The organism is Aeromonas tecta, from assembly GCF_000820185.1.
Taxonomy (GTDB): domain Bacteria; phylum Pseudomonadota; class Gammaproteobacteria; order Enterobacterales; family Aeromonadaceae; genus Aeromonas; species Aeromonas tecta.
This window is the reverse complement of the sequence record NZ_CDCA01000045.1, coordinates 1-25,892: the sequence shown is the minus strand read 5'-3', so window position 1 is coordinate 25,892 and position 25,892 is coordinate 1. Positions and strand designations below refer to the sequence as shown.

The window sequence follows — 25,892 nt, the reverse complement described above, 5'->3', positions numbered from 1 at the left end:
TGATTGCGCTCGCCGGCAAAATGCATATAGTAGAGGCCACTGACGCGGGTGTAGTTCAATGGTAGAACGGTAGCTTCCCAAGCTGCATACGTGGGTTCGATTCCCATCACCCGCTCCACATTCTGATATCCGGCATTCAACCCGTCTCGTTATCACCTCTGCCCAGCGCACTGTTGCTCGACGTTGATTTGATGCCTCGTATATACTGCGATTTTGATGCCTTGCGGGCATCGTATAATGGCTATTACCTCAGCCTTCCAAGCTGATGATGCGGGTTCGATTCCCGCTGCCCGCTCCAGCTTTCAAACAAAAAGCCCACTCAACCGAGTGGGCTTTTTGTTTTCTATCTTCTTATCTGACTGGTGTTGTTCGGTGCTTTGTTCAAGAGGGGTATCGGCTGAGCGCCAAAAGCAAAAGAGGCGCCATCGGCGCCTCTTCTTACCACACAGGGATCTGGCGAGCAGGGATTATTCCTGCTCCAGCTCGCCGCAGAAGCGGTAGCCTTCGCCGTGAATGGTGGCGATGATTTCCGGGGTGTCACCCACGCTTTCGAAGTGTTTGCGAATGCGGCGGATGGTGACATCCACGGTACGGTCGTGGGGCTTGAGCTCACGGCCGGTCATCTTCTTGAGCAGCTCGGCACGGGTCTGGATCTGGCCCGGGTTCTCGCAGAAGTGCAGCATGGCGCGGAACTCGGAGCGCGGCAGCTTGAACATGTCGCCAGCCGGGCTGACCAGTGCGCGGCTGTTGATGTCCAGCGCCCAACCGTTGAACAGGTAACGCTCGACCTGCTTCTTCTCTTCGCCACCGGCGGCGACGTTCATGGTGCGGCTCAGCAGATTGCGGGCACGGATAGTCAGCTCGCGCGGGTTGAATGGCTTGGTGATGTAATCATCGGCGCCAATCTCCAGACCCAGGATCTTGTCTACTTCGTTGTCACGCCCGGTCAGGAACATCAGGGCGATGTTGTCATCTTCGCGCAGCTCACGGGCCAGCAGCAGACCGTTCTTGCCTGGCAGATTGATGTCCATGATCACCAGATTGATGGTGTGGGCAGTCAGGGCTTGATGCATCTCGTCGCCATTGTTGGCTTCGAGCACGATGTAGCCTTCGGCCTCGAAAATGCTTTTGAGAGTGTTGCGGGTGACCAGTTCGTCTTCGACGATCAGAATGTGTGGTGTTTGCATGAGTATTCCCAGATTCTTATCAGTTAATTTTCGAAATTTTAACACTCTTTGGCGTTATTCGACCGGTCCTGAAAATTTATTACGTCATCCTGGGTATGAATATCAGGTCGAATCATCGCGAATTTGGTATTGATGTTGGCAAACATCCTTGTGCCACGCATGGGATCTCAACAAGTCTGATCGAGAGGTGCCCTGAAAGGTAGTCCGTTACAAAAGTTGCTGCATTTTATCAGTTAACAGGCGCATAACAACACTCTTTGCCGTCAGATAGCAACTTTTTAACTCTGGCTTGATGTAGGTCAAACCCTGAGTTCGCTGCATGATACTTGGGCTGGCCCGCTTTTTCGCCCTTATAAAATGTAATGGGATGTAACATGTGGTTGACATGATTTTGTGGGAAAACTACAGAAAAGTCTGTTTCTTTGCCCCCTTCGCGCCACCTGCTTGGCCTGCCTATGCCATCGTCACGGCCTGGGATCCGGCCAGCAAGTGGGTTGGCATGCGTCGTAACCGCCGGCGTCAGCGTGCCCTGTTGCGGCTGGTCAATGATTCCTTCGATTGGCTCGTTATGGGACCGGTGTGGGGCAGTTCTTTGGATGAAAGCTGGCAGGAGGCATCGCTGTTGTTGCAGATGCCTCGCGCCGACGCCGTCTTGCTGGCCAGTCGTTTCGGCCAGAATGCCTTCTACTGGGTCGAACAACAGGAGATCTGGCTGGTACCCGCTCGGATGAAGGGAGGAGAGCCACTCCATCTGGGCAGGCTGGCGTCTCGCTGGATTGTCAGAGGCGAGGCTTGATGGAAGAATGAGCAAAACCATTCCATGGAAGGATGCTGACATGCTGGATCTACTGCCCGACCTTTGCGATCAACACGGTGATGCCCTGCAGGTGGCTGAGCCACTGTTCAACAATTATGGCGGCAAGCCGTTGTTCTACGGTGAGGCGGTCACCCTCTCCTGTTTCGAGGACAACAGCCTGGTGCGGGAGCTGGTGACTCGCCCCGGCCACGGCAAGGTGATGGTGATCGATGGGGGTGGCTCGTTGCGCCGGGCCCTGCTTGGAGATCAACTGGCCATCAAGGCGGCGGAGCAGGGCTGGGAGGGGATCCTCATCCATGGCGCGGTGCGGGATGTGGGTACCCTGGCGACGCTGGCGCTCGGGGTCAAGGCGCTGGCAGCCTGCCCGGCCAAAACTGAAAAACGCGGGCAGGGTGAGCTGGATCTGGTGCTGTCGTTTGCCGGGGTGACCATAGCACCGGGTGACTATGTCTACGCCGATCTCAATGGTGTATTGGTCAGTGGTGCCAGGCTAATCTGACCCTTAGAAGTTGAAGCCAACTCCCAGGGTCAGGAACTGCTCGGTGCTGAAGGCACTGACGCCGTAGTTGGCGGTCAGGGCGAGCTGGGACGTCAACAGCAGGCTGCTGTTGAGCTCCACCAGGGTGCTGGGTTTGCTCACCTCCAACTGCTTGACCTGACTGCCGATGTTGAGGGAGGGGGTGAGCTGATAGCGCACCCCTGAGCTGATATTGAAGCCAGCCTGTTCGCTGTGCGTGCCAATAGCGGGGCCTGCCTCCATGTAGAGGCTGACATTGTCTTCGACCGGATATTGGTAGCCGGTATTGATGAGCCAGAGATCGAAATTGTCACTGTGATGGGTCTGAGTGCCGAGCAGTATGCCGGAATAACTTTTCACATAGAGCTGGCTGTCTGATTCGTCCTGGAGAAAGCTCCAGTCGGCTGCCTGGGCCGAAAGCGCAAGGCTGGATGTGAGCATAATAATCAGAGACTTGACCATTCGTTTCCCCTCCCTGGGTCCGAACAGGACTACAAGCATGGCACATGCCTGCGGGGAGTAAAGGCAACCCGGATCACAATAAAAGAGTTTTCATCTGCGGCCACCCCATGATAAACAGACCCCCGTCACTCTGTGTCTTCATTATTCTTCTCCATCAAGAGGTGATCTCATGAACAAGAAACTGACCCTGCTGACCGTACTGGCTCTGGGAGGCTGCGCCATGGCAACGGGTTCTACTGTGGCCGAACTGCAAGCATCGACCTGGCAGCTGCAAGGGGCGAGTGGTGACACCTTCACCCTGCAAGTAGCGGGCGACAAGGTAGCGGGCAAGGGCGGCTGCAACCGCTACTTTGGCGGCGTTACCCAGCAAGGTGATGGCGTTCTGACCCTGGGCGCCATGGGCGCGACCCGCATGATGTGCATGGGGGATCTGGCCGGCAAGGAGAACAACTATCTGCAGACCCTGGGGAAGGTAGCGACCTACCAGATCGAGGGCAAGCAGCTGGTGCTGAGCGATGCCAACAAGGCGCCGCTGCTGACCTTCGATGCGGTGAAATAAGCCTAACTACCGTCATCGGCTGTCGCAGTCAGACCGCCATGTCGTGCACAGTAAAAGGGACGCCGCGGCGTCCCTTTTTGCTGAGGCTCGGGATGAGATAACTCATCCTCCCCGTTGAAAGCGAAAGCGCTTCTTGCGCCGGTAGGGATAGACGTCCTCGAACACCCCTTCCTTGATGTTGCTCTGCAGCATCTTCCAGTAGTTGGCATCGAACAGCTCCCTGTGCACCTGCATCATGATCTCCCGCACCTGGGGCTTTTGCAGCAGGAAGGTGGCGAACTCCTCGGGGAAGATGTCGTTCGGGGCGACCGAATACCAGGGTTCGGCACTCCACTCGTCCTCCGGGTAGCGCGGCGGCGGGATCTGGCGGAAATTGCACTCCGTCATGTAGCAGATCTCGTCGTAGTCGTAGAACACCACCCGACCGTGGCGGGTGACGCCGAAGTTCTTGAACAGCATGTCGCCGGGGAAGATGTTGGCCGCCGCCAGCTGCTTGATGGCATTGCCGTACTCCTCCAGCGCGAGTCGGGTCTGCTGCTCGTCCGCCCTGTCCAGGTAGAGGTTGAGCGGGATCATCTTGCGCTCGGTATAGAGGTGCTTGATCACCAGTTTGTCACTGGTGATGGTGAGCGCCGAGGGGGCCACCGCTTTGAGCTCGGTCAGCAGCTCGGGCGAGATGCGGTCCAGCGGAAACTCGAAGTTGGTGAACTCCTGGGTATCGGCCATGCGACCGACCCTATCGTGCTGTTTTACCAGCCGGTACTTGGCCTTCACCTGCTCGTGGCTCACGTCCTTTGGCGGCGTGAACTCGTCCTTGATCACCTTGAACACCACATCGTAGGAGGGCAGGGTGAATACGCTCATCACCATGCCCTTGATGCCGGGGGCGATGACAAACTGCTCCCGGCTCGATGCCAGATGCTGCTGATAGTGGCGATAGAGCTCGGTCTTGCCGTGCTTCTGGCAACCGATGGCGTTGTAGATCTCGTAATCGGGCTTGCGGGGCATGATCTGGCGCAGGAACAGCACGAACAGCGCTGGCACCGGGGCATAGACCATGAAGTAGGCACGGGCGAAACCGAACACGATGGAGGCGAGCTCGGGCTCGAAGATGACGGTGTCCACATAGATGTGTTGGCCGGTGCTGAGCAACGGCAAGATGAAGGGATGCACTTCGTCCTTCACCCGGATCAGCCCCACCAGGTAGGCGCCCTTGTTGCGGTAGAACACCTCTTTCAAGAGTTCGATGGCGAAGGGCTCATCGTGCAAGATGCTCGGCCCGTTCTCGGCAAGATGGCGGTGGATGTCGACAATGTCCCGCTGTTTGTCTTCATAAGGCAGAGTGAAACTGTAATCCCCCAACAGTTGGCTCAGGGTCTGAGGCAGACGGGTCAAATCGGTGCGATAGACCCGCAGCAGGGCCGTGAGATCGGGTTTTTCCCCTCGACTGCGAAACGGGTGTATGTAGAGGTTCTCGTCGCGGATGTTGCGATGGCGGAAGATGCGGCGATAGACGGAGTTGAAGAAGGATTCTGCCACCTCGAAGTTGTCACAGCGGGGCAGCAGATCGCTGAAGGCCCCCTTCACCTGCTTGAGCAGGGCCTGGCTTGGCAGCTGTTCTCCCATCATCTGTTTGATCAGGGCGGTGGTGGCGCCGACGTGATGGTCGTAGAGGCGGATACGCTCGCGCCCCGCCAGTTGCACCCCCAGCCAGTCACTGTTCTCGAAACGGCTCTTGCTGCCCTGGGTTATCTCGAGAAACCGGCTGTAAAATGACTCGAAGCGCTGCAAGATGGTCTCGGCGACCGCCTGCTCTAATGGCTGCTGCATCTCTCTCTTCCTTGTGATGGCCCGGCCCGATAGTGCGGCAACTGTGGCTCGTTTGTCGTCTGATCCCAGGTGCGAATCGCGCCTGTCCATCGCAGCATATTCGCGGATCATGGGCGGCAATTTGCCCGCCTATCGGGTCACTATGGCAACATTCAAACGTCCGTTCAAGTGGCAATTTTCGGGCAGAAACGGTAGATTGCGCCCCTATTTTGCCGATGCGTTATACCCACTGAGGGGCATAGGCCCTGCCCAAGAGGAAACCCGATGAAACTCTATTTTGTGCTGGTGGCACCGGCCCGTGCGGCCAATGTCGGGGCAGCCGCCCGCGCCATGAAAACCATGGGCTTCGATGCCATGCGCCTGGTGGCGAGTCGGGTACACGAGGAAGAAGAGGCGAGCTGGGTGGCTCACGGGGCGCAGGAGATTTTGGCCGAGGCCGAGGCCTTTGACACCCTACCAGAGGCCCTCGCCGACATGGATCTGGTGGTCGCCACCACGGCGCGCCAGCGCGGCCGTTATCAGCACTACCTCACCCCGGCGGAGATCCGCGATCAGATCCGCGCCAAGCCGTCTCTGGGCAAGGTCGCCATCGTCTTTGGCTGCGAGGAGTCCGGCCTCTCCAACGAGCAGCTCGCCCAGGTGGATCTCATTAGCTACCTGCCCCTCAAGGTGAGCTATCCCTCCCTGAACCTGGGTCAGGCGATCATGCTGTATGCCTACGAGATGAGCCCCTTGCTGGACGAGGCCGAGGTCGTAGCAGAAAATTTTGATAACACCGGACAGGTTCGGGTGCTGAAATCAAAAACAGCAGAAATTCTCGGTGAACTCGGAGTTTCGCAGGATGAAAAACTGCATCAGTGGGTGATGGACCGAGTGCCCATGCTGCCGCAGCGGGATCTGAATATGCTGCATCTGCTCTGCAAAGACCTCGTTCGCCGATTTGAGCGCAAGGAGTAACGCGGTTTAAGTTGACAGCCCATCACCCGGCGCGGTATTGCTAAAAGCCAGCTTCGTTCAAGAGTGTTCGTCATGCAGTCATTCATCAACGTTACCACTACCACCATTATTACCGGTACCACCACAGGTGGCACTGGGGCCGGTTGATGCGCTGACGAACAAGCACAGAAATCAAAAAAGGCCCGTACCCACCCAGTACGGGCCTTTTTGTTGGATGATTTTCAGAACCATAGTCGGGCAGGTTTTTAGCCAATTTGATTGCAAAAAGTCAGGGAGAGAAAGCGATGAGAGTGTTGAAGTTTGGCGGGTCGTCACTGGCCGATGCAGAGCGTTTCTTACGGGTAGCCGATATCGCGGTCAACACCCACGGTCAGTCTCAAGTAGCCCTGGTGCTTTCGGCCCCGGCCAAGGTGACCAACCACCTGGTAGCCCTGGTGGAGCAAACCAGTCGCGGCATGGATGCCAGCGCCACTCTGTTTGAAGTGAACGGCATCTTCTCCCGCCTGCTGGCGGGGCTCAAGGCCGCTTATCCGGCGCTGGATGACAAGGCGCTGCTGGCGCGCTTGACCAGCGAACTGGATCAGGTGGAGCGGCTGATGCAGGGTATCCGTCTGCTGGGGCTCTGCCCGGACAACGTGCAGGCCCGCATCCTGAGCCGCGGTGAAAACCTCTCCATCGCCTTCATGCACGAGCTGCTGCGGGTGCGTGGCCTCGAACTGGATCTCATCGTGCCGGAGCAGCTACTGGCCACCGATGGCGGTTATCTGGAGGCCCACGTCGACATCGAGGCCTCCCGCCTGCGCTTCGCCGCCAAGGGACTGCGCAGCGATTGCCTCTACCTGATGCCGGGCTTCACCGGTGGCAGCGACAAGGGTGAAACCGTGCTGCTGGGCCGTAACGGTTCCGATTACAGCGCCGCCGTCTTGGCCGCCTGCGTCGATGCGGAGTGCTGCGAGATCTGGACCGACGTGGAGGGGTGCTACAACTGCGATCCGCGCCTGGTGCCGGATGCCTACCTGCTCAAAACCCTCTCCTACAAGGAGGCGATGGAGCTCTCCTACTTCGGCGCCAAGGTGCTGCATCCGAAAACCATCGCCCCCGTGGCCCAGTTCCACATTCCCTGCCTCATCAAGAACAGCTTCAACCCGCAGGGGCCGGGCACCCTCATCGGCGTCGAGCAGGGGGATGACGATCTCAAGGTCAAGGCCATCTCGGATCTCTCCGGCATGTGCATGTTCAACGTCTCCGGCCCCGGCATGAAGGGCATGGTGGGCATGGCGGGCCGCATCTTCTCCGCCGTCTCCCGCGCCGGGGTCAGTATCGTCCTCATCACCCAGTCATCCTCCGAGTACAGCGTCAGCTTCTGTATCCACAGCTATGACAGCGACAAGACCCGCAAGGTGCTGGAGCGCGAGTTCGAGCTTGAGTTCAAGAACCAGCTGTTGGATCCGCTCGAAATCATGACCGATCTCGCCATCATCTCCCTCATCGGTGACGGCATGCGCACCAGCAAGGGGATGGCGGCCCGCTTCTTCACTTCTCTGGCCCAGGCCTCCATCAATATCGTTGCCATCGCGCAGGGCTCGAGCGAGCGCTCCATCTCCGCCGTGGTGCGGGATCGCAAGGTCGCCGAAGCCATCAAGGCCTGCCACCAGAACTTCTTTGGCAGCCAGCAGTTCATCGATTTGTTCGTGGTCGGTGTCGGCGGCGTCGGCGCGGCCCTGGTGGATCAGATTGCCCGCCAGCAACCGGTCTTGGCCGAGCAGGGCACAGGCCTGCGGGTGGTCGGCATCGCCAACAGCCGCCAGATGGCGGTCAACAAGGATGGCCTGAACCTCGCCAATTGGCGTGAGCAGCTGGTGGAGGCGCGCGACAGCTTCAGCCTGGAGGCGGTGAAGAAGGCCGTGGAAGAGAGCCACCTCATCAACCCGGTGATCGTCGATTGCACATCAAGCGAGGCCGTCGCCGTGCAGTATGCGGACTTCCTGGCCGCCGGTTTCCACGTGGTCACCCCGAACAAGAAGGCGAACACAGGATCGCTCGATTACTACAAGGCGCTGCGTCGCACCGCCCGTCAGACCCGCCGCAAGTTCCTGTACGAGACCAACGTCGGTGCCGGCCTGCCGGTCATCGAGAACCTGCAAAACCTCATCAAGGCCGGTGACAAGCTGCGTGCCTTCGACGGCGTGCTGTCAGGATCCCTCTCCTTCATCTTCGGCAAGCTGGACGAGGGCATGGCCTTCTCCGAGGCCACCGGGATCGCCCGTGGCAACGGCTTCACCGAGCCGGATCCCCGTGACGATCTGAACGGCATGGACGTGGCCCGCAAGCTGCTGATCCTGGCGCGCGAGGCCGGCATGGCGCTGGAGCTGTCCGACGTGGAGGTGGAGCAGGCGCTGCCGCCGGGCTTTGATGTCAGCGGTGACGTGGAGGCCTTTATGGCCCGTCTGCCCGAGGCTGACGGCTGGTTCCGCGACCAGTTCGCGCTGGCCCAGAGCGAGGGCAAGGTGCTGCGTTACGTGGGCTCCATCGAGGGAGGCAAGTGCAAGGTCGCCATCAAGGCGGTCGGCGCCGATGAGCCGCTGTTCAAGGTCAAAGATGGGGAGAACGCGCTCGCCTTCTTCTCCACCTATTACCAGCCTATCCCTCTGGTGCTGCGCGGCTATGGCGCCGGTACCGAGGTGACCGCCGCCGGCGTCTTCGCCGACGTGCTGCGCACCCAGAACTGGAAGCAGGAGCTATAAGCATGAGTTCAGACATGTACGGCAGCGTAGTGGCATATGCCCCGGCCTCCAGCGCCAACCTGAGCGTGGGATTCGATGTGTTGGGGGCGGCCCTCGCCCCCGTGGATGGCTCCCTCTTGGGGGATCGCGTCCAGGTCAAAGCGGCAGACGTTTCCTTTGCCCTCTCCTCCGTGGGCCGCTATGCCCACAAGCTGCCGGATGATCCCAAGAAGAACATCCTCTACGACTGCTGGGTAGGCTATGGAGAGGCGCTCGCCAAGATTGGCAAGACACTGCGCCCGCTTGAGATGGTGCTGGAGAAGAACCTGCCGGTGGGATCGGGCCTCGGGTCCAGCGCCTGCAGCGTGGTGGCGGCGCTGGAGGGCCTCAACGCCTTCCACGGCGAGCCCTTGAACGAACACGATATGCTACTGCTGATGGGGGAGATGGAAGGACGGATCTCTGGCTCCGTGCACTACGACAACGTGGCCCCCTGCTATCTCGGCGGTATGCAGCTGATCGTGGAAGAGGCGGGCGTCATCAGCCAGGGCATCCCGGTGTTTGAGCAGTGGTACTGGGTGGTCTGCTACCCGGGCACTGTGGTCTCCACCGCCGCCGCCCGCGCCATCCTGCCGGCCCAGTATCGCCGTCAGGACTGCCTCACCTACGGTCGCCGGCTGGCGGCCTTCGTGCACGCCAGCTACAGCCAGCAGGAAGGACTGGCGGCGAGTGTCTTGAAAGACGTGATCGCCGAGCCCTATCGCGCGGCGCTGATCGAAGGGTTCAACGAGGTGCGGTCCCAGGCGGCCCAGAACGGGGCGCTCGCCACCGGCATCTCCGGCTCTGGCCCCAGCGTCTTCGTGGTGATGAAGGATCTGGCCCAGGCCGAGCGCATGAAGGATTGGATGGACGCACATTTCGTGCAGAACGAAGATGGATTTGCCCGGGTCTGTAAATTGGACATGGCCGGGGCACGGGTAACAGGAAGCGAGCTATGAATCTTTACAATATCAAGGACAAGAGTGAACAGGTCAGCTTCGCCCAGGCGGTGCGCCAGGGCTTGGGCCGCGAACAGGGGCTCTTCTTCCCTGAGACGCTTGAGCCGCTTGCCGATGTGGACGCTCTGCTGGCGCTGCCGCTGGCCGAGCGCTCCGCTCGCATCATCAGCCACCTGCTGGGGGATGAAGTACCTGCCGCTAAAGTGAGTGAGTTGATCGACGCCGCCTTCACCTTCCCGGCGCCTCTGGTGAAACTCAAAGACGGGACTTATGCCCTGGAGCTGTTCCACGGCCCGACCCTGGCGTTCAAGGACTTCGGCGGCCGCTTTATGGCCCAGTGCCTGGCTGCCTTCCGCACCAACGACAAGATCACCATCTTGACCGCCACCTCCGGCGATACCGGCGCCGCCGTGGCCCACGCCTTCTACGGGCTGGAGGGGATAGAAGTGGTCATCCTCTATCCCAAGGGCAAGATCAGCCCCTTGCAGGAGGCGCTGTTCTGCACCCTCGGCGGCAACATCCGCACCATCGCCATCGACGGTGACTTCGATGCCTGTCAGGCACTGGTGAAAGATGCGTTCGATGACGAGGTGCTGAAAAAGGCCATCGGTCTGAATTCCGCCAACTCCATCAACATCAGCCGCTTGCTCGCGCAAGTTTGCTACTACTTCGAAGCCGCCGCCCAGTTACCCAAAGCGGATCGTGCCAAGGCGGTCATCAGCGTGCCGTCCGGCAACTTCGGGAACCTGACAGCGGGCCTCATTGCCAAGGCGCTGGGGCTGCCGGTGAAGCGCTTTATCGCCGCCACCAATGCCAACGATACGGTGCCGCGCTACCTGAAAACCGGCCAGTGGGAGCCGCACCAGACGGTCGCGACCCTCTCCAACGCCATGGACGTGAGCCGCCCCAACAACTGGCCGCGGGTCGAAGAGCTGTGCCGCCGCAATGGCTGGGCGCTGGAGACTCTGGGCTCAGGCATGCGTGACGACGCCCAGACCCGCGATGCGCTCCAACGCCTGCACCAGCTGGATTACCTGTGCGAGCCCCACGGCGCCATCGCCTGGGATCTGCTGGGTGAGCAGTTGGCTGAGGACGAAGTAGGGGTGTTCCTCTGCACCGCCCATCCCGCCAAGTTCAAGGAGTCGGTGGACGAGATCCTGGGGCTGGACGTACCGCTGCCGGGCCCGCTTGCCAAGCACGCCGCCTTGCCGCTCTTGTCCCACAACCTGCCGGCAGAGTTCGCCCCGTTAAGGGCATTTCTGGTTGAGTAAGACTGGTTAAGCAGGATATCTGGGTGCTGAATGGTAGCCATAAAAAATCCCCCGATATCGGGGGATTTTTGTTTTCTGCGTTCAGGTTGAGAGCAACCAGAAATCGGGAGCAAGTTATTCCACTGCTGTTTTTTTACAGCTGGGGTTGCCCTGGTCGTCGTGAACACTGCAATCCCAGTTGTGCACGCCATCGCTGAGCCGATCGTATTCCACCTTGGCCGCCGCCAGATTGACCCCTGCCAGTTCGGTCGGCTTGATGTTCACGTACCAGACCCGGGTGCCGTCGGTGACGAAGTTCTCCTGCAGCGGCTTGATAAGGGCGCTATCGACCCCTGTTGGCAGGGGCGCTATCCGCTGGTTGCCGCTATAGAAACCGTCCTTGGTGACGGCCGAAGAGAAGTTCAGACAATGGAAGCTGGCGGCATCCACCTCTTTTTGAGCTTCGCCCTCGAAATAGAGAGCGCCGTCGATCTTGGCCCATCCCTGGCAGACGTCGTACAGGGTCACTTTGCCCTTGTGGGGGATGACTCTGGTCTGCTCGGCCACATAGTAGTAGTGACGCTGGTCGGCAGCCTGGCCATGGGCCGTCTTCAGGTGCTTGGGGTCAGCGCCGTCGAGCACTTCGCCTGTGACGAGAAAGACATGGCGATCGTCGCTGGCGAAAGGGTGATCGAGCAATTTGAAAGAGGCGATATTGACCGGCGTCTTGACCTGCTCGCAATAGGCATAGGCCTGCTGCCCGCTCAGCAGGAAGCTGCCGAGCGCCTTGGCGGTGTTGATATCGAAGCTGTCGGGCAAGGGGTGTTCGTTACAGAAATAGCGCCCTTGCGAGAGGGCAATGCTGAAATCATCGTTGCGATATGTGACCTCGAAGTCTTCCGTCTGCGCACCCACAAGTGGTGTCCCCGGTTGATTGCCATAGGGTTTGAAGACCACTTTCCCGGCTTCCAGTTGATAGGGGGGAGTGATCTCTGCATGGGTCACAAGTGGCAGGCAACATGCCAGCAGGGCGCAGTAACGAAGGTTCATAGGGGCTCACTGTCCGTTGAGAGGTGGGTGATGATTCAAAATGGCAGCCTGGGTTTCGAGAAATAGAACGCCCATAAGTGGTGCCGTTTGGAATCATACGTAGGATGGTTTCCATATGGAAAGCATAAAACGCCGGTAGGGCAGCTCATCAAGCTTGCACTGTGATGGGTGTCAGCATGTTCAGTTGACCGCTTTGCGTCGTCGGGTTAGCCTTTGGGCTTCCTTGATACCCGAGTATTTCCTCCGATGCGCATTTAACCTGTCCGCACCCCTTATCGTCTTTGCCCTCGTTTAGCGAGGCCGGGTGCGTCTTTACCGTGACAGGTTGATGTTGATTCCTCCTTGCTTCGTATCCGTGGACGCACGTCCCTGTCATTTGGCTTGGCTCTTGGCTTGATGCTCCGGCATTGACCCACAGGAGTGCAGATGACCCCTATGTCATGTCATATCAAACAGTTGCAACTGCCTTATCTGCCCGGCATTGCGCCCCTCACATTTTCCCTGCCCCAGGCGCCCTGCACCCTGATCGGCCGCAATGGCATCGGCAAGAGCCTGCTGCTGGAGGTGCTGGCCGGTCTGCGCGCTCCGGTATCGGGCAAGGTGGAATGGGCTCGGCCCGTCGCCTGGCTTTCCCAATTTGCGTCAGGCAGTGAAGGCTCAGTGAGTGATCTTATTGGCTGGGGGGAGGCCCTGGGCGCTCTTGAGCGCATTGAGTTGGGCAGTATCGACAGCCGGGATTTCGAGCTGCTAGGGGAGCGCTGGACCCTGAGAGAGGACCTAGCGGCGCTTCTGGCAGAGGCCAACTTGGATGTCGATATCAACCAACCATTGGCCTGTCTAAGCGGTGGTCAGCTCAGACGGTTAAGGCTGTTGGCGCTCTTTGCCAACCCGGATCACTTCCTGCTGCTGGACGAGCCTGACAATCACCTCGACGCCGAGGGTATCGACTGGCTGGGGCGGCAACTGGCGCGCCACCCAGGCGGTTATCTGCTTGTGAGCCACGACAGGCGGCTGCTCAATCAGGCCCAGCAACTGTTTGAGTTAAACGAGCAAGGGCTGCAAAGCTCGCAGCTTTCATTCCAGGCCTATTTACAGCAGCAGGCACAGGAGCAGGCCGCGAGAGGTGCGCGCCTGGATCAGGCAGTGCGCAGTGAGAAGGCGGCAGCTCAGGCACTGCAAAGAGTGCGCGAGCAAGCGGCAAAGCGCGCCAGTCAGGGTCGCCGGGAGCGTGGCTCCCAGGCCAAGGTGCTGCTCGATTTCAAAGCGGATCAGGCGGGCAAGTCCCTTGGCAAGGTATTGGATCGTCATGAGCGTGGTCATCAACAGCAGCTGGGGCTAAAGGTGGATGCGGCCGCCGCCCTGGCTGCGGTGCAGCCTCTGCGTATGCAGTGGCAGGATGGGGTCGATGCCAGCAAACAGGGCAGTGCCCAGCCGCTGGTGATTACGGCAGCCAGCCATCCGCGCTGGCACAGCCAGAGCGTCAGTCTGGTGTTGCAACGGGGAGATCGCTGCCTGCTCAGTGGCAAGAACGGTAGCGGAAAATCGAGCCTGTTCAAGATGCTACGCGGGGAGCTGGTACCAGAATCGGGTTCTTACCGGATCAGCGCCAGGCTTGCCTGTCTGGATCAGGGATTGAGTCTCATCGACAAGGCGCTCAGTCCACTGGCTAACCTGTTGGCAGCGGCGCCGGATCTGGCTGAGAGTGACGCGAGAACCCGGCTGGCGGGTATAGGATTGCGGCGCGACAGAGCCTTGCAGCCGAGCCACGCACTCAGCGGTGGCGAGCGGCTGAAACTGGGTCTGCTGATGGTATTGGCCCAGCAGCCAGAGCTGCTGCTCCTCGATGAACCGGATAACCACCTGGATCACGCCTCTCGGCAGTTGCTCACTCAGGTGCTGGCCGACTATCCAAGCACTTTGCTGCTGGTTTCCCACGATCCTTACTTTGTCGCCGGGGCCGGGGTTGGGCGGGAATATTGGTTGGGTGAGGAGATTGAGGAATAGGGGATAAATAGACGTAGGAAGATAAAAACGGGTGGTGCTTTTCAGTACCACCCGTGTTGCTGAGCAAGATACTTACCATGCTAAAGCTACCGGCGTGCCTGCTTTTACACTGACATCTAGACCCTTCATTGGTCACAACGGTGTTAATTGGTCAGACTGGGACTTTCTCAGAAAAGGTGGGTGTCCTAAATCACCCCCCAGACTTTATCTCAAAGGAGTGTTTCTATTTCCCTCTCCAACTGATCTTCCTTTTTTAACTCATCTAAAAAAATCTCTATTTTTTTCTTTGAAACTATATGTGCAAAAGAATTGTTTGATTCATCAACGCTCATAAAAACAGCATCTATGATTCCATTTATTATGATATCCCTTCCCCATGAAATAAAAGGTGTTCTCTCATGAAAATCAAACCATTTGTTCGATTCTATAGTGTTTAAAATCTCATCACTGTACTCTTTGAGAGCATGGCCATGATCTTGGTTTAAAACACTAACGCCAAGAATATCAAACAAATCTTTATAGGAGTATTTTTCACATATTTCATTATAGGCATAGTGATGAAATGGAAGGCTATCTTTTTTGTCTTTTCTAGCAATGCCAAAGTAAAAAACATTACTGTTCATTCTTATTCTTGCTGCGTAGGACATATATCCCATGATGTTATTATCAGCAAGTGAAAAATGTAGGGCGATTTGTTCCCTTTCTGTTTTGAAATTACTTTCATAAAAAACAGTCTTGTGGTTATCCATTACCTTATTTAAAAATGGAAGATCGAAAATTCCTATTTTAATATCATATAGTAACATGCATGAAGTTATTAGATTGTTTAATAAATTATCAAAATTTATTTTTTCGTAAGCTACGGTAGCTAAGTTTCTTGTTATTACTTTATTGTATAAAGATGCGTTTATATCATAAACAAAATCCATAATTTTTGAAAATGATGAGAAAGACTCACTTCTTAGCATTAAAGAAAGCTTTTCTTTACTTGCAGAGTGGTAGACAATGTACTCTGCTGAAAAATACTCTAAAATTGTTTTATGTATAAATTTGTATTCATTTCCTTCTTTTGTCATTAAAGGTACAGAGACCAGCAAATCGGTAAGAAAATGGCTGTTGGAGCTAGGTTTTATACCAGTCAGCCTTATAGCTTTATCTAAATTAGAATAGAGATCATTTTTATCTGTAAATGAAACTACTCTGCATACAGTCATTAAATAACAGAACCCTCGTACTAGTTTTCTAAAGTCTTCGTAATCAAGATTAGACATTTTCTTTCTACAAAAACCACCTTTATTAATTAAGTCGTGACCTTTATATAAGGCTTGATAAACATCATCGTAGAAAGTACAGAGACGATCAGCAATTGAGTTATTAAAACCAAAAGTTTTATATAGTAGTGAAACGATTAATGGAGTTTTTAAGAAGTTCTGTGGCACTTTGTCAAGTTGCTCAATTAAGTTTTTTCCTACACTTGATGAGGCGCACTTGTCATATCTTAATAGCAAGGATTTGACTTGTTCTACATTTAGTTCTTCAAATTTAAATACATTGCTATTTATAATATCTGGTAAGCCTTCTTGTGGTCTTGATGTAAGAAGGATTGAGTTGTCACAACACTTACTGGATAGCGTGTGAATTTGATTTGCAACATACTCTTGGTTGGACGGTGCTACTTCATCAAACCCATCCAATATAATTATGAATTTATTTATAGCTAAGAGGCGGTAAAATAAATCCCGAGAAAATGTTTTCCAAGGAAAATCTAGTTCTTTTGCTAATAATTCAATTAAATCAGCCCCTTCATTAATTTTCCTTAAGTCAAATAAGATAGGGATTTTTTCACTCTTATACAAAATCTCATGAACTAAATATCTAGAAAATGTAGTTTTTCCCATCCCAGCGCTATCAATTATAATATATGCGCCACTTTCATTTTTGAGTTGATTAACAATATCGAAAGGTTGGGCTTTACCATTTCCGAGAGCAACGCCTTCAATATGCTCACTTTTATTTATTTCAATTAAATTTAATGGCTCATAAATAGTTACAAAATCAAGTTTATGTTGTGGGAATGCTACGGTCGTGATTTCACTAACTCGTTTAGATAGCTTTTCGAAGTATAAAGACAGAGAGTTTGATATATTTTCAGGCTCTATATCTTTTGCTAGTTCTTTTTCTAGAAAATAATCTTTAATTTTATTTATCTTGTGTTCAAAAACATTTGAAATAAATCCGCCAGCGCCATTGGCTGCTGATACTATCAACTCATCAGTCATAAGCTCGTCTCTAACATAGGACATGGTTACATACTTGGATTTTGTTACACAAAACATTGAACTGTAACCCTACGCCCTGGATTACAGCTTCCAATCTGCTCCATCGAGCAGCGGGCGGGGCCCGGATGGTTCAATAGGCACCGGGGCCATCATAGGCTTGCCCTTTACCGACAAACCAGTCAAAAAGTGATGCAATCATAGGTAAAATTTGTGTTTTTTGCGCTAGCTCACCAATTAGTTCTCAACTCGGATGGGGGCGGCAAATGCGGCTCTTGATACTCCGATAACTGAGTAAGCAGATACAGAGCCAGGCTGTGCTGATCTGGGGACCGGTCACAGTGGCCATTATCTAAATCGTGGGCCGTGCGATTGGGTAATGGTGTAAGGATGGATCTGACAGCAGGGCTGGCTATGGGTTATCCGATGGGGGTATCGTCAAATAGCCTCGGTATTGCCAACATAAACTCCTTGGTGGGGGATTTTTATTGGTCATGATTGGCGTCAGTGCAATCAGTGCAATCAGTGCAATCAGTGCAATCAGTGCAATCAGTTCAACCTATTCAACAAGCCTTCAAGACATGATTGGTTGCCACACTTGCCAACCAATCATGCCAGCCGATCTCTTCACTTAGTCTGAGTCATTAGCCCCCGGACTCCGGCGGGCTGTGCTCCGGCGCCGCACTCAGCAGATCTTGCCCCTCGTCCTGGCTTAGCACCAGATAGCGTTCGTACTGGCGCAAGACGTCGGCGCTCAGTTCGTCCCGGGTCAGGTACTGGATGTCGTAACCGGCGCGGCCATCGGCGAAGAAGGTCATGGGCTCGAAGATGCGGGCGTCCGGGTCGTGGTTGTGGGTGGCCTCCAGCGGGTTGAAGGCGGGGGCGGGTCTGGATTCGATGCGCACCCCATAGCCGAAGTCGCGCCGTCCCTCCTGGGGCACCAGCAGCAGGCACTGATCCGGATCGCTCTGCTCGACCCGGCTGGTGAGGCCGCGGGCCTCAAACTCGCGGCACAGGGCGGTCAGGGCGGGCAGGGCGGTTTCGCCAAGGAATCTGCGGGCATCCTCCTCGCTGGAGGGGCTCAGCAGGTGATCCATGCGGGTGCGCCACTGCTTGCCATTCCAGAAATCGGTGGCGGGGGAGAGGCGCCGCGCCGAGTGCTCCTTGTCCGCAATCAGGCCGCGCACCAGGCCGAGGCAGAGCAGCACCATGATGAAGGCGAACGGCAGGGCGGCGATCAGGGTCATGGACTGCAGCGCCGCCAGCCCACCCGTGCTCATCAATGTGCCGGCGGTGATCCCGAGCAGCAGGGCCCAGAACAGGCGCTGCCAGATGGGGGAGCGATCCTTGCCCTGGGTGGCGATGTTGTCGATGACAAAGGCCCCCGAGTCGGCGGAGGTGACGAAGAAGACGCTGATGAGGATCACCGCCAGCGCCGAGGTGATGTCGGCCCCCGGTAGCAGATCGAAGAAGTTGAACAGCAGGGTGTCGATGTTGCCGACCGAGTCAATTAGCGTCTGGCCCCCTTCGTGCTGGCTGGCCCAGATGGCCGCGTTGCCAAACACCGTCATCCACAGCAGGTTGAAGGCGGTGGGGACAAACAGCACCCCGAGGATGAACTCGCGCAGGGTGCGGCCACGGGAGATGCGGGCGATGAAGAGGCCGACGAAGGGGGACCAGGAGATCCACCAGGCCCAGTAGAGCAGGGTCCAGTTGCCAAACCAGCCCGCCTGGCGGGTCTCGCTGTAGGTGAAGGTGCGAAAGGTGAGCTGGGTGAGAGACGAGATATAGTTGCCTATGTTCTCGGAGAGGGCCCCCAGCAGGTATTGGGTGGGGCCAGCCAGCAGCACGAACAGCAATAACACGATGGCGAGGAAGAGGTTGAGCTCGGAGAGTCGCTTGACTCCTTTATCGAGGCCGGTGACCGCCGACAGACCCGCCAGGCCGACCACGACCCCGATCAGGGCGAAGCGAAACAGATCCCCCGTGGTGTCGAGCCCGGTGAGCCGGGTGATCCCCGCCGACAGTTGCAGCACCCCGTAGCCTAGGGTGGTGGCGATACCGAAGATGGTACCCACCAGGGCGAACACGTCCACCGCGTGGCCAATGGGGCCGTGGATCCGCTCCTTGAAGATGGGATAGAGGCCGGAGCGGATGGTCAGCGGCAGGTTGTAGCGAAAGCCGAAGTAGGCCAGCACCAGGCCGACGATGGCGTAGATGGCCCAGGCGTGAAAGCCCCAGTGGAAGAAGGTGGTGACCATGGCCTCGCGGGCGGCGACTTGCGTGAGGGGCATCGCCTGGGGTGGGGAGACAAAATGGGTCATGGGCTCGCCCACCCCGAAATACATGAGCCCTATCCCCATGCCGGCGGCAAACAGCATGGCGAGCCAGGAGGTGAAACTGAACTCGGGTCGGGCGTCGTCCGGGCCTAGCCGGATGCTGCCATAGCTGCTGAACGCCAGCACCAGCAGCAGGATCAGGAACATGCCGACCACCAGCACGTAGAACCAGCTGAAGTGTTCGGTGATCCAGCTCTGGCCTGCGCCAAAGAAGCGGGCGGCGGCCTCGGGTGCCAGGGAGCAGATGGCCAGCAGCACGGCGATAAACAGCAGGCTCGGGATGACGATGGGCAGCGAGAGGGTACAGCGAGGTGGGCGGGGCGAGTTCATGGGACACCTTCGAATGGGGATTCCAGCTACTAGTTAAGTGGGTTTGGGCCTAAAAGACAGGGGAGGAGGGCATTTTGTTCAGACCCTTAGCGGCATCTTCCCCAGTGCCTGACAACCTGTGACGGATGAGTTGGGCTCAATGGCAAGGAGATAGGCTGATGGTGGTGGTCACTTTGGTGCCCATCCGGCGGGAGGACTATAGTGCAATCGGAAGAGGGAGACGGCTGAGCCTTGCTCCCTCGTTGCCAGAACCGCAATCGAATCAACCATGAGGGCTTGTCACATGAAAGGTATTGCCATCCTGATGACGGTGTTTTTGATGGGAATGGGGGTCGCCCATAGCGCCACGCCGACGGTGCAGGGCGCGGGCTCTGCGGCAGAGCAGGCGTGCGAGGCGCAAGCGGTGGCCAAGAAGTTGGCGGGCGCCGCCAAGACCAGTTTTATCGGCAAGTGCGTCAAGACGGCCCCTGCCGCCGATGGTGCCAGCGCCAAGGCGAGCCAGTGCGAGAAGGCGGCCGCCGACAAGAAGCTGGCGGGGGCGGCCAAGAACAGCTTTATCCAAAAATGTGTGAAGACGGACGCGGCCGCAGACAAGGCGAGCCAGTGTGAGAAGGCGGCTGCCGACAAGAAGCTGGCGGGAGCCGCCAAGAACAGCTTTATCCAAAAATGCGTGAAGACCGCCTGAGGTCATGTGCAGCGCCGCGAAGCGGGTGAGTAAGCGCTTCTTGGTGGGGTGAAAATGGGGGAGGGGATCTCTCTTCCCCGACATCAGAGCGAGGGGCCAGAGGCCCCTTTTTTCTTGGGTCGACATCGAAATAGATATCTTCTTAATGCCTTGTTTTCGGCTTATATAACTAACTGGATGGTGTGCGTGGCATATATGGTGAGTTTTTTGCCTTAAATGCAGCGTTAAATATCGTAAATACATTCGCTAATGTTCCTCTCCGAGCCTCCTCCGAGGCTTGCTGCGCCCTGTCCGTTTTTATTGTCTTGAATATTCATCTTATAAAACAGCTGGTTAACGGTATTTCTCCTGACAAATGCCATCAAGGCTATCTTTTGATGAAATCTTTTCCCCTCTGGTCCGGTTTTATTGCAGGTAGCCGGCATGTGATGCCCGGCAACACCTTCACACCGCAGATATCAGCCATCAGGCTCAACAATAAGGAATTTGCATATGAACGTGAAAAAGAGCACCGCCATCACTTGCGCCATGACGGGCCTGCTGGCCCTGGGCGCCCAGATGATCGCCGCGCCAGCCATGGCTGCCGAGGAGAAGGAGAAGTGCTACGGCGTGGTCAAGGCCGGTAATAATGACTGCGCCACCAAGAGCAACTCCTGCGCCGGTACCGCCAAGATGGATGCTCAGGGCGATGCCTTCGTGGTGGTGCCCAAGGGCCTGTGCGAGAAGCTGGCGGGCGGTTCCCTGCAACCCAAGTAAGCGTCATGCCATGATGTGGCGTCCTGGCCACATCATGGTTTCCCCTCGATGACTGCGAGCCTTGTCATGAACCCATTGATTGGTATCGGTTTACGCCCCCCCCATTACGACGAGATCCGGCAAACCCTGCCGGCCATCGGCTGGCTCGAGGTGCACAGCGAGAACTACTTCGCACGCCACACACTGGGATTCGAGGTGCTGGCGGAGCTTGCCGGGCACTATCCCATCAGCCTGCACGGGGTGGGTATGTCGCTCGGCTCCGCCGATCCCCTGGATCTCGCCCATCTGCGCCAGCTGACGGCGCTGGTGGAGGATATCCGGCCGGTGCGGGTCTCCGAGCACCTGAGCTGGGGCAGCATCGGCGGGCGCTATTTCAACGATCTGCTGCCGGTCCCCTACACCCGGGCGGCGCTGGCCCAGATGAGCGACAAGATAGAACAGGTGCAGCAGGCCCTGGGGCGTCAGCTGTTGATTGAAAACCCCTCATCTTATCTGCAACTGCCCGGCGAGATGAGCGAATGGGAGTTTCTGGCCGAGCTCGCCCGGCGCAGCAGCTGCGGCATCTTGCTCGATCTCAACAACCTGTATGTCAGTGCCTTCAACCACGGCTTTGACTGCGCCGATTATCTTTCGGCCATCGATCTCGACCGGGTGGGGGAGATCCACCTCGCCGGTTACACCGACAAGGCCCTGCCCGAGGGGCACCTCTATATCGACACCCACAGCGCGCCGGTAGCAGAACCGGTGTGGGAACTCTATCGCCAGATCTGTGAGCAGCGCGCCATCCCCACCCTGATCGAGTGGGATCTGGAGATACCGCCGCTGCCGGTGCTCTTGGGGGAGGCGCAGCTTGCCAGCGAGATCCTGAGCGCCGCCCAGGCGTCCCAGTGCCTCGCCGGGCGGGAGGCCAGTCATGTCTGAATTGATACCGGGAGCTGAGTTGACCCCTGTGCCCGATCTGAGCCAGTTGCAGCAGGTGCAGCAGGTGCAGCAGGCATTTGCCGAGGGGCTGCTCGGTGGTGACGCCATCTTGCCGCTTGTTGCCCCGGCCACCTTGCCCGCCAGCGCCTTGCTGCAGGTCTATCGCAACAACTTCGTGCTGGGTCTGAGTGAGGTGCTGGCCAGCAGCTATCCCGCGGTCAAGGCCATGGTGGGGGAGGATTTTTTTGCCGCCGCGGCCCGCGGCTTCGTGCTGGCCGAGCCGCTGCGCGAAGGCGCCGTGATGCACTATGGCGAGGGCTTTGGCGACTGGCTCGCCAGCTTGCCGACTACCGCCGAGCTGCCCTGGCTGAAGAGTCTGGCCCATTTCGAGTGGGCGCTGGACAGAGCCGCCTTGCTGCCTCTGGAGCTGCGCCGCTGGCCAGCAGAGCGTCTGGCCGCCGTAGCCCCCGAGCGCTGGGAGCAGCTGGTGCTGCAACCGGCCAGCGACATCCTGCTGTTTGAAAGCGCCTATCCGGTGCTGGCGTTGTGGCAGATGGCCCTGCACGGCGGCGCCACCGTTACCGAACTGGATGCCCCCTGCTGGCTGGTGCTCAAGAAGTTGCCGGGTCACAGGGCCTCGCCCATTGCGCTCCCGGCGCCAGCCTGGCAACTGCTGCAAGGCTGCCAGCAAGGCCAGCCCCTGGCCCAACTGCTGGGAGGCGCCTCCACCATGGCCGCGCAGCTACCCTCGCTTATCACCCTCGATCTGCTGGTCGATCTGGAGTTTGTCCATGACTGAACACACCTCATCAAGCGCCCTCTGCCAGTGGGCCGAGCGCGCCCAGCCCTGGCTGGTCGGCGCCGTCTTGCTGCTCGCCAGGCTCTGGGTTGCCTCTGTCTTCCTGCGCTCGGGTTGGCTCAAGCTGAGCGCCTGGGATTCCACTCTCTATCTGTTCGAATCTGAATATCAGGTGCCCCTGCTGCCCTGGCAGTGGGCGGCCTATGTGGGCACGACCACCGAGCTGCTGTTGCCGCTGTTCCTGCTGGCGGGGCTCTTTACCCGCCCGGTCGCCGCGCTGCTGTTTGGCTTCAACATCATGGCGGTCATCTCCTACCCGACCCTGTGGGCGGGGGGCTTTTACGATCACCAGCTGTGGGGCTGGATGCTGCTGACCCTGGCGGTGTGGGGCGCCGGCCCCCTGTCGCTGGATCACTGGCGCCTTGCCAGGGGGCGGCGAGCCCCTTGAGGTGGGCATCAACTGGAGGGGCCTGCGGGCCCCTTATTTGATGGTTAGCCAAGCTATCGGGTGCGGGTATGGCACAATGTCCCGACCATGACCTGAAGGTAGAAAAACATGCTAATTCGTGAGGCTGTGGCAGCCGATATTCCTGCTCTGGTAGATCTTCGCATGCAATTGTTCTGCGAAGTGGGGGAGCTTGTCACCCCCTTGGCCGATCCCGCGCTCTGGCAGTCGACCCAGGCCTATTTCACCCAGTCGATGCAAGAGGGCAGTGCCCGCTCCTGGGTGGTGGAAGCAGAGGGCAGGTTGGTGGCCTGCGGCACCCTGGCGCTGTTCGTGCGCCCGCCCTATCCCGGCAATCTGGCGGGGCGAGAGGCGTACTTGCTCAACATGTATACCCAGCCCGCCTGGCGCAAGCAGGGCATAGCGGGCGCCCTGCTCGAGGTGATGGCGACCCATGCGCGCGAGCAGCAACTGGGCAAGCTGTGGCTGCATGCCAGCGACGAGGGGCGCCCCTTGTATGAGCGCATGGGGTTTGTGACCAATCCCGCTTATCTGGAGTGGCAGCCCGCGGGTTAATCCGCTTGCCAGATGATCCAACATCGGCCGCGTTACGTACTGGCACCGTCAGCGCTTTGCCCGCCAAGGTGCGTCCCTGGCAGCGCCGCGATGGCCAGCCGGTGTCCGCCCATCTAGCCGCAACAACGGCACTCTTATCGGGCCCGATGCTGCCGATAACAGGGTGCCGCGGGCGGAGTCGAGTGACCAAACATGCATGAGCGGATTGAGGGAGCCATATTGGCTCCATTTTTGTCAGTACAGAGGCAGCATATTGATGTTCAACCACAAACTTAAGGCGCAGTTGCAGTCTTGCCAGACTCGGCTCGATGAGCAGCAGGGGATCGTCGAGGCGGTCAAGCAGGGCGCCGCGACCATCATCTTCAGCCCGGATGGCGAGATCCTGGAGGCCAACGAGTCGTTCTTGAACCTGATGGGCTACCGGGCCGCCGAGCTGCAGGGACACCACCATGGCCTGTTTTGCCTTAAGAGCTGGGCGCAATCGCCCGACGACCAGCAGTTCTGGGCCAGGCTCAAACAGGGGCAAGCCCAGTCCGGTCTCTTCGAGCGCCTCAACCAGCGGGGTGAGACACTCTGGCTGCAGGCGAGCTACTTCCCGGTGAAGCAGCAGGGCCGGGTGACTCAGGTGATCAAGATAGCCACCGACATGACGGCCCGGCAGCAACGGCTGCAACGCCAGGAGGCGCTGGCCCAGGCGCTGGACAGATCCCAGGCGATGATCGAATTCACCCCAAGCGGCGACATTCTCAGCGCCAATGCCAACTTTCTCGATTGCATGGGATACAGCCAGAGCCAGTTGAAGGGGCAGCATCACAAGATGTTCTGTGACGAAGCGTTTTTGCGCGAGCAGCCCCACTTCTGGGCGGAGCTGGCCCGCGGCCAGTTCAAGTCCGGGCTCTTCATGCGCTACAACAGCCGGGGCGAGGCCGTCTGGCTGGAGGCGACCTACAACCCGATCCGGGACGAGCAGGGCAAGGTGGTGAGGGTGGTCAAGTTCGCCAGTGACATCACGGCGCGCATTCATCAGAGCAACGCCACCCGGGACGCGGCCAAGATTGCCCACAGCACGGCGCAGGAAACCCTCAGCAGCGCCGAGCAGGGGGCCGAACTGTTGCGCGCCGTGGTCGATACCTCGTCTCTGATCGCGGCCCAGGTGGATCAGGCCATCGCCCTCATCGGTCAGCTCAACGAGCAATCCAGGCACATCGAGGCCATCGTCTCGACCATCAGCGCCATCGCCGATCAGACCAACCTGCTGGCGCTCAACGCGGCCATCGAGGCGGCGCGCGCCGGGGATCAGGGCCGTGGCTTTGCGGTGGTGGCCGACGAGGTACGCCAGCTGGCGGCGCGCACCTCGCTGTCGACCGGCGAGATTGCCAAGGTGGTGCAGAAGAACCGTGAGCTGACCACCAGAGTCACCGACGACATGGCCGGGGTCGCCGGCAGCGCTGAACTCGGCAAGCAGCAGATTGCCCGGGTCGATCGGGTGATGGCCGAGATCCGCCAAGAGGCGAATCGGGTTTCGGAGACGGTCTCCAGTCTTTCCATCTGAGGCACGACTCAGCCAGCGCCAGACCCTTGCGACGGTATCTGGCGAGAGTGCCAAAAGTGTGAGCGGTTGAACGCCCAATCTGAATCCGGCCTGTATGACCCCTTGCTTGTGAATTGTTCTGCCCTGCCGCCTTGATTAGTCTGCCGGCTCATTTTTCATTGAGCGGGTAGAGAAGATGGCAGTTGGACAGAAAGGCAGGGCAGCGGCGCTGCTGCTGGGGATGGTAGCGAGTGTGGGTCTGAGCGGTTGCATGGGGTCGATGGGCCTCTCCGCCATGCTGACCAAGGGCAACCTGAGCGCGGTGGATAACCGCTATGGCCGCGCCGGCGTCTTCGTATTGCTCTCCCCGGTGTATGGTCTGGCGGCGACCGCGGATCTGTTCGTGTTCAACACCATCGAGTTCTGGTCCGGCAAGAACCCCATCACCGGCAAGTCACCGGCGCTGGTGGATCAGAAGGCCGATGCGGTGATCAAGGTCAACCAGCATCTGGATCCGGCGCTGAACAAGGTGCCGCTTGCCATGTTGCCGCAAGGCGTGCGGGAGGTGGAAGTGACTTATCCTGACGATCGCACTGCGTTGATGGAAATTCACTACCTGGATGGCCGTAGCAGCATGATGCGCGGTGAAAAGCGCGGCGAGCAGGTGGATCTCTATCTCGACGGCAAGCTGGTATCGACCCTGACCGAGGCGCAGTTGGCCGAGATGAGTCGCGCCGGTCGTAGCCTCGCCTGATCGGCTGTCAAGATAGTTGGGCGACCCCGTCCCCTGCAAAAAAAGCCCCGCAACTGCGGGGCTTTTTTCATGGTCTGGCCGAGGGTTTGCTGTAGGGCTGCAACACCAAACCCAGCAGGCGACACA

General features: G+C 58.0%; 22 protein-coding genes, 2 tRNA genes and 1 other annotated feature. Of the genes, 18 read left to right on the top strand and 6 right to left on the bottom strand.

Annotation, left to right across the window (positions count from 1 at the left end):
* The first annotated feature begins 44 nt into the window (after positions 1 to 44).
* Positions 45 to 118, top strand: a tRNA-Gly gene (locus BN1137_RS19690).
* A gap of 105 nt (positions 119 to 223) precedes the next feature.
* A tRNA-Gly gene (locus BN1137_RS19685) sits at positions 224 to 298 on the top strand.
* A 169-nt stretch (positions 299 to 467) separates the two neighbouring features.
* Here the strand turns inward: BN1137_RS19685 and arcA are convergent.
* Complete coding sequence (gene arcA / locus BN1137_RS19680; protein WP_050720213.1) at positions 468 to 1,187, bottom strand: two-component system response regulator ArcA; 720 nt, start codon at positions 1,185 to 1,187, stop codon at positions 468 to 470.
* 376 nt (positions 1,188 to 1,563) lie between these two features.
* On the opposite strand from arcA, the gene BN1137_RS19675 reads away from it, so the two are divergent.
* Both BN1137_RS19675 and BN1137_RS19670 read left to right on the top strand, forming a co-directional pair.
* Positions 1,564 to 1,983, top strand: coding sequence for a DUF3293 domain-containing protein (locus BN1137_RS19675; protein ID WP_050720212.1), 420 nt, complete (start codon positions 1,564 to 1,566; stop codon positions 1,981 to 1,983).
* A gap of 40 nt (positions 1,984 to 2,023) precedes the next feature.
* Positions 2,024 to 2,503, top strand: a complete 480-nt coding sequence (locus tag BN1137_RS19670; RefSeq protein WP_050720211.1) for a putative 4-hydroxy-4-methyl-2-oxoglutarate aldolase — start codon at positions 2,024 to 2,026, stop codon at positions 2,501 to 2,503.
* Between the two features lie 3 nt (positions 2,504 to 2,506).
* On the opposite strand, the gene BN1137_RS19665 is transcribed toward BN1137_RS19670, so the two are convergent.
* Entirely contained in the window at positions 2,507 to 2,983 is a 477-nt protein-coding gene (locus BN1137_RS19665; protein ID WP_050720210.1) for a hypothetical protein, read from the bottom strand.
* A 169-nt stretch (positions 2,984 to 3,152) separates the two neighbouring features.
* On the opposite strand from BN1137_RS19665, the gene BN1137_RS19660 reads away from it, so the two are divergent.
* A complete protein-coding gene (locus BN1137_RS19660) occupies positions 3,153 to 3,542 on the top strand; it encodes an META domain-containing protein (protein ID WP_050720209.1) in 390 nt (129 codons plus the stop codon).
* 102 nt (positions 3,543 to 3,644) lie between these two features.
* Here BN1137_RS19660 and aceK read toward each other — a convergent pair whose 3' ends face one another.
* Complete coding sequence (gene aceK, locus BN1137_RS19655) at positions 3,645 to 5,372, bottom strand: bifunctional isocitrate dehydrogenase kinase/phosphatase (protein ID WP_050720208.1); 1,728 nt, start codon at positions 5,370 to 5,372, stop codon at positions 3,645 to 3,647.
* Between the two features lie 264 nt (positions 5,373 to 5,636).
* Here aceK and BN1137_RS19650 point away from each other — a divergent pair, with 264 nt between their 5' ends.
* The 4 genes from BN1137_RS19650 to thrC all read left to right on the top strand — a co-directional run bounded on the left by BN1137_RS19650 (position 5,637) and on the right by thrC (position 11,321).
* The gene (locus tag BN1137_RS19650) at positions 5,637 to 6,329 is read left to right on the top strand and encodes a tRNA/rRNA methyltransferase (RefSeq protein WP_050720207.1); all 693 of its coding nucleotides are present in this window, start codon (positions 5,637 to 5,639) and stop codon (positions 6,327 to 6,329) included.
* A 78-nt stretch (positions 6,330 to 6,407) separates the two neighbouring features.
* Positions 6,408 to 6,541, top strand: a sequence feature (Thr leader region).
* Between the two features lie 72 nt (positions 6,542 to 6,613).
* Positions 6,614 to 9,073: a bifunctional aspartate kinase/homoserine dehydrogenase I gene (gene thrA / locus BN1137_RS19645; RefSeq protein ID WP_050720206.1), complete on the top strand. Its 2,460-nt coding sequence runs from the start codon at positions 6,614 to 6,616 to the stop codon at positions 9,071 to 9,073.
* 2 nt (positions 9,074 to 9,075) lie between these two features.
* Positions 9,076 to 10,050: a homoserine kinase gene (gene thrB, locus BN1137_RS19640; RefSeq protein WP_050720205.1), complete on the top strand. Its 975-nt coding sequence runs from the start codon at positions 9,076 to 9,078 to the stop codon at positions 10,048 to 10,050.
* Positions 10,047 to 11,321, top strand: coding sequence for a threonine synthase (gene thrC, locus BN1137_RS19635; RefSeq protein ID WP_050720204.1), 1,275 nt, complete (start codon positions 10,047 to 10,049; stop codon positions 11,319 to 11,321). The genes thrB and thrC overlap by 4 nt, the downstream gene beginning before the upstream one ends.
* Before the next feature lie 114 nt (positions 11,322 to 11,435).
* Here the strand turns inward: thrC and BN1137_RS19630 are convergent, their stop codons facing one another.
* Positions 11,436 to 12,350 (bottom strand): DKNYY domain-containing protein, encoded by a 915-nt coding sequence (locus BN1137_RS19630; protein WP_050720203.1) that lies wholly within the window; start codon positions 12,348 to 12,350, stop codon positions 11,436 to 11,438.
* 426 nt (positions 12,351 to 12,776) lie between these two features.
* On the opposite strand from BN1137_RS19630, the gene BN1137_RS19625 reads away from it, so the two are divergent.
* A complete protein-coding gene (locus tag BN1137_RS19625) occupies positions 12,777 to 14,354 on the top strand; it encodes an ATP-binding cassette domain-containing protein (protein ID WP_050720202.1) in 1,578 nt (525 codons plus the stop codon).
* Between the two features lie 209 nt (positions 14,355 to 14,563).
* On the opposite strand, the gene BN1137_RS22125 is transcribed toward BN1137_RS19625, so the two are convergent.
* Positions 14,564 to 16,633 (bottom strand): NACHT domain-containing protein, encoded by a 2,070-nt coding sequence (locus BN1137_RS22125; RefSeq protein WP_198150684.1) that lies wholly within the window; start codon positions 16,631 to 16,633, stop codon positions 14,564 to 14,566.
* A 641-nt stretch (positions 16,634 to 17,274) separates the two neighbouring features.
* Positions 17,275 to 19,299, bottom strand: a complete 2,025-nt coding sequence (locus BN1137_RS19615; protein ID WP_050720200.1) for a BCCT family transporter — start codon at positions 19,297 to 19,299, stop codon at positions 17,275 to 17,277.
* 325 nt (positions 19,300 to 19,624) lie between these two features.
* Here BN1137_RS19615 and BN1137_RS19610 point away from each other — a divergent pair, with 325 nt between their 5' ends.
* The 8 genes from BN1137_RS19610 (at position 19,625) to BN1137_RS19575 (ending at position 25,766) form a co-directional block, all read left to right on the top strand.
* Complete coding sequence (locus BN1137_RS19610; RefSeq protein WP_408605559.1) at positions 19,625 to 19,984, top strand: hypothetical protein; 360 nt, start codon at positions 19,625 to 19,627, stop codon at positions 19,982 to 19,984.
* A 492-nt stretch (positions 19,985 to 20,476) separates the two neighbouring features.
* Positions 20,477 to 20,740, top strand: a complete 264-nt coding sequence (locus tag BN1137_RS19605; protein ID WP_083443491.1) for a BufA1 family periplasmic bufferin-type metallophore — start codon at positions 20,477 to 20,479, stop codon at positions 20,738 to 20,740.
* Between the two features lie 66 nt (positions 20,741 to 20,806).
* The gene (bufB, locus tag BN1137_RS19600; RefSeq protein ID WP_050720199.1) at positions 20,807 to 21,661 is read left to right on the top strand and encodes an MNIO family bufferin maturase; all 855 of its coding nucleotides are present in this window, start codon (positions 20,807 to 20,809) and stop codon (positions 21,659 to 21,661) included.
* Positions 21,662 to 21,707: 46 nt separating this feature from the next.
* The gene (locus BN1137_RS19595; protein ID WP_050720358.1) at positions 21,708 to 22,460 is read left to right on the top strand and encodes an HvfC/BufC family peptide modification chaperone; all 753 of its coding nucleotides are present in this window, start codon (positions 21,708 to 21,710) and stop codon (positions 22,458 to 22,460) included.
* Positions 22,453 to 22,908, top strand: coding sequence for a DoxX family protein (locus tag BN1137_RS19590; RefSeq protein ID WP_050720198.1), 456 nt, complete (start codon positions 22,453 to 22,455; stop codon positions 22,906 to 22,908). The genes BN1137_RS19595 and BN1137_RS19590 overlap by 8 nt, the downstream gene beginning before the upstream one ends.
* Positions 22,909 to 23,016: 108 nt before the next feature.
* A complete protein-coding gene (locus tag BN1137_RS19585) occupies positions 23,017 to 23,481 on the top strand; it encodes a GNAT family N-acetyltransferase (RefSeq protein WP_050720197.1) in 465 nt (154 codons plus the stop codon).
* A 256-nt stretch (positions 23,482 to 23,737) separates the two neighbouring features.
* Positions 23,738 to 25,033: a methyl-accepting chemotaxis protein gene (locus BN1137_RS23080; RefSeq protein WP_050720196.1), complete on the top strand. Its 1,296-nt coding sequence runs from the start codon at positions 23,738 to 23,740 to the stop codon at positions 25,031 to 25,033.
* A gap of 175 nt (positions 25,034 to 25,208) precedes the next feature.
* A complete protein-coding gene (locus BN1137_RS19575) occupies positions 25,209 to 25,766 on the top strand; it encodes a DUF3332 domain-containing protein (protein ID WP_050720195.1) in 558 nt (185 codons plus the stop codon).
* The last annotated feature ends 126 nt before the right edge of the window (positions 25,767 to 25,892 follow it).

Bases quoted from the DNA above. Each gene is read 5' to 3' on its own strand.
- BN1137_RS19615 (WP_050720200.1), bottom strand. From the start codon at position 19,299: ATGAACTCGCCCCGCCCACCTCGCTGTACCCTCTCGCTGCCCATCGTC.
- thrB (WP_050720205.1), top strand. From the start codon at position 9,076: ATGAGTTCAGACATGTACGGCAGCGTAGTGGCATATGCCCCGGCCTCC.
- BN1137_RS19590 (WP_050720198.1), top strand. From the start codon at position 22,453: ATGACTGAACACACCTCATCAAGCGCCCTCTGCCAGTGGGCCGAGCGC.
- thrA (WP_050720206.1), top strand. From the start codon at position 6,614: ATGAGAGTGTTGAAGTTTGGCGGGTCGTCACTGGCCGATGCAGAGCGT.
- BN1137_RS19605 (WP_083443491.1), top strand. From the start codon at position 20,477: ATGAACGTGAAAAAGAGCACCGCCATCACTTGCGCCATGACGGGCCTG.
- bufB (WP_050720199.1), top strand. From the start codon at position 20,807: ATGAACCCATTGATTGGTATCGGTTTACGCCCCCCCCATTACGACGAG.
- aceK (WP_050720208.1), bottom strand. From the start codon at position 5,372: ATGCAGCAGCCATTAGAGCAGGCGGTCGCCGAGACCATCTTGCAGCGC.
- BN1137_RS19610 (WP_408605559.1), top strand. From the start codon at position 19,625: ATGGGGGTCGCCCATAGCGCCACGCCGACGGTGCAGGGCGCGGGCTCT.
- arcA (WP_050720213.1), bottom strand. From the start codon at position 1,187: ATGCAAACACCACACATTCTGATCGTCGAAGACGAACTGGTCACCCGC.
- BN1137_RS19630 (WP_050720203.1), bottom strand. From the start codon at position 12,350: ATGAACCTTCGTTACTGCGCCCTGCTGGCATGTTGCCTGCCACTTGTG.
- BN1137_RS19650 (WP_050720207.1), top strand. From the start codon at position 5,637: ATGAAACTCTATTTTGTGCTGGTGGCACCGGCCCGTGCGGCCAATGTC.
- BN1137_RS19665 (WP_050720210.1), bottom strand. From the start codon at position 2,983: ATGGTCAAGTCTCTGATTATTATGCTCACATCCAGCCTTGCGCTTTCG.
- BN1137_RS19670 (WP_050720211.1), top strand. From the start codon at position 2,024: ATGCTGGATCTACTGCCCGACCTTTGCGATCAACACGGTGATGCCCTG.
- BN1137_RS19660 (WP_050720209.1), top strand. From the start codon at position 3,153: ATGAACAAGAAACTGACCCTGCTGACCGTACTGGCTCTGGGAGGCTGC.
- BN1137_RS19625 (WP_050720202.1), top strand. From the start codon at position 12,777: ATGACCCCTATGTCATGTCATATCAAACAGTTGCAACTGCCTTATCTG.
- BN1137_RS22125 (WP_198150684.1), bottom strand. From the start codon at position 16,633: ATGACTGATGAGTTGATAGTATCAGCAGCCAATGGCGCTGGCGGATTT.
- BN1137_RS23080 (WP_050720196.1), top strand. From the start codon at position 23,738: ATGTTCAACCACAAACTTAAGGCGCAGTTGCAGTCTTGCCAGACTCGG.
- thrC (WP_050720204.1), top strand. From the start codon at position 10,047: ATGAATCTTTACAATATCAAGGACAAGAGTGAACAGGTCAGCTTCGCC.
- BN1137_RS19575 (WP_050720195.1), top strand. From the start codon at position 25,209: ATGGCAGTTGGACAGAAAGGCAGGGCAGCGGCGCTGCTGCTGGGGATG.
- BN1137_RS19585 (WP_050720197.1), top strand. From the start codon at position 23,017: ATGCTAATTCGTGAGGCTGTGGCAGCCGATATTCCTGCTCTGGTAGAT.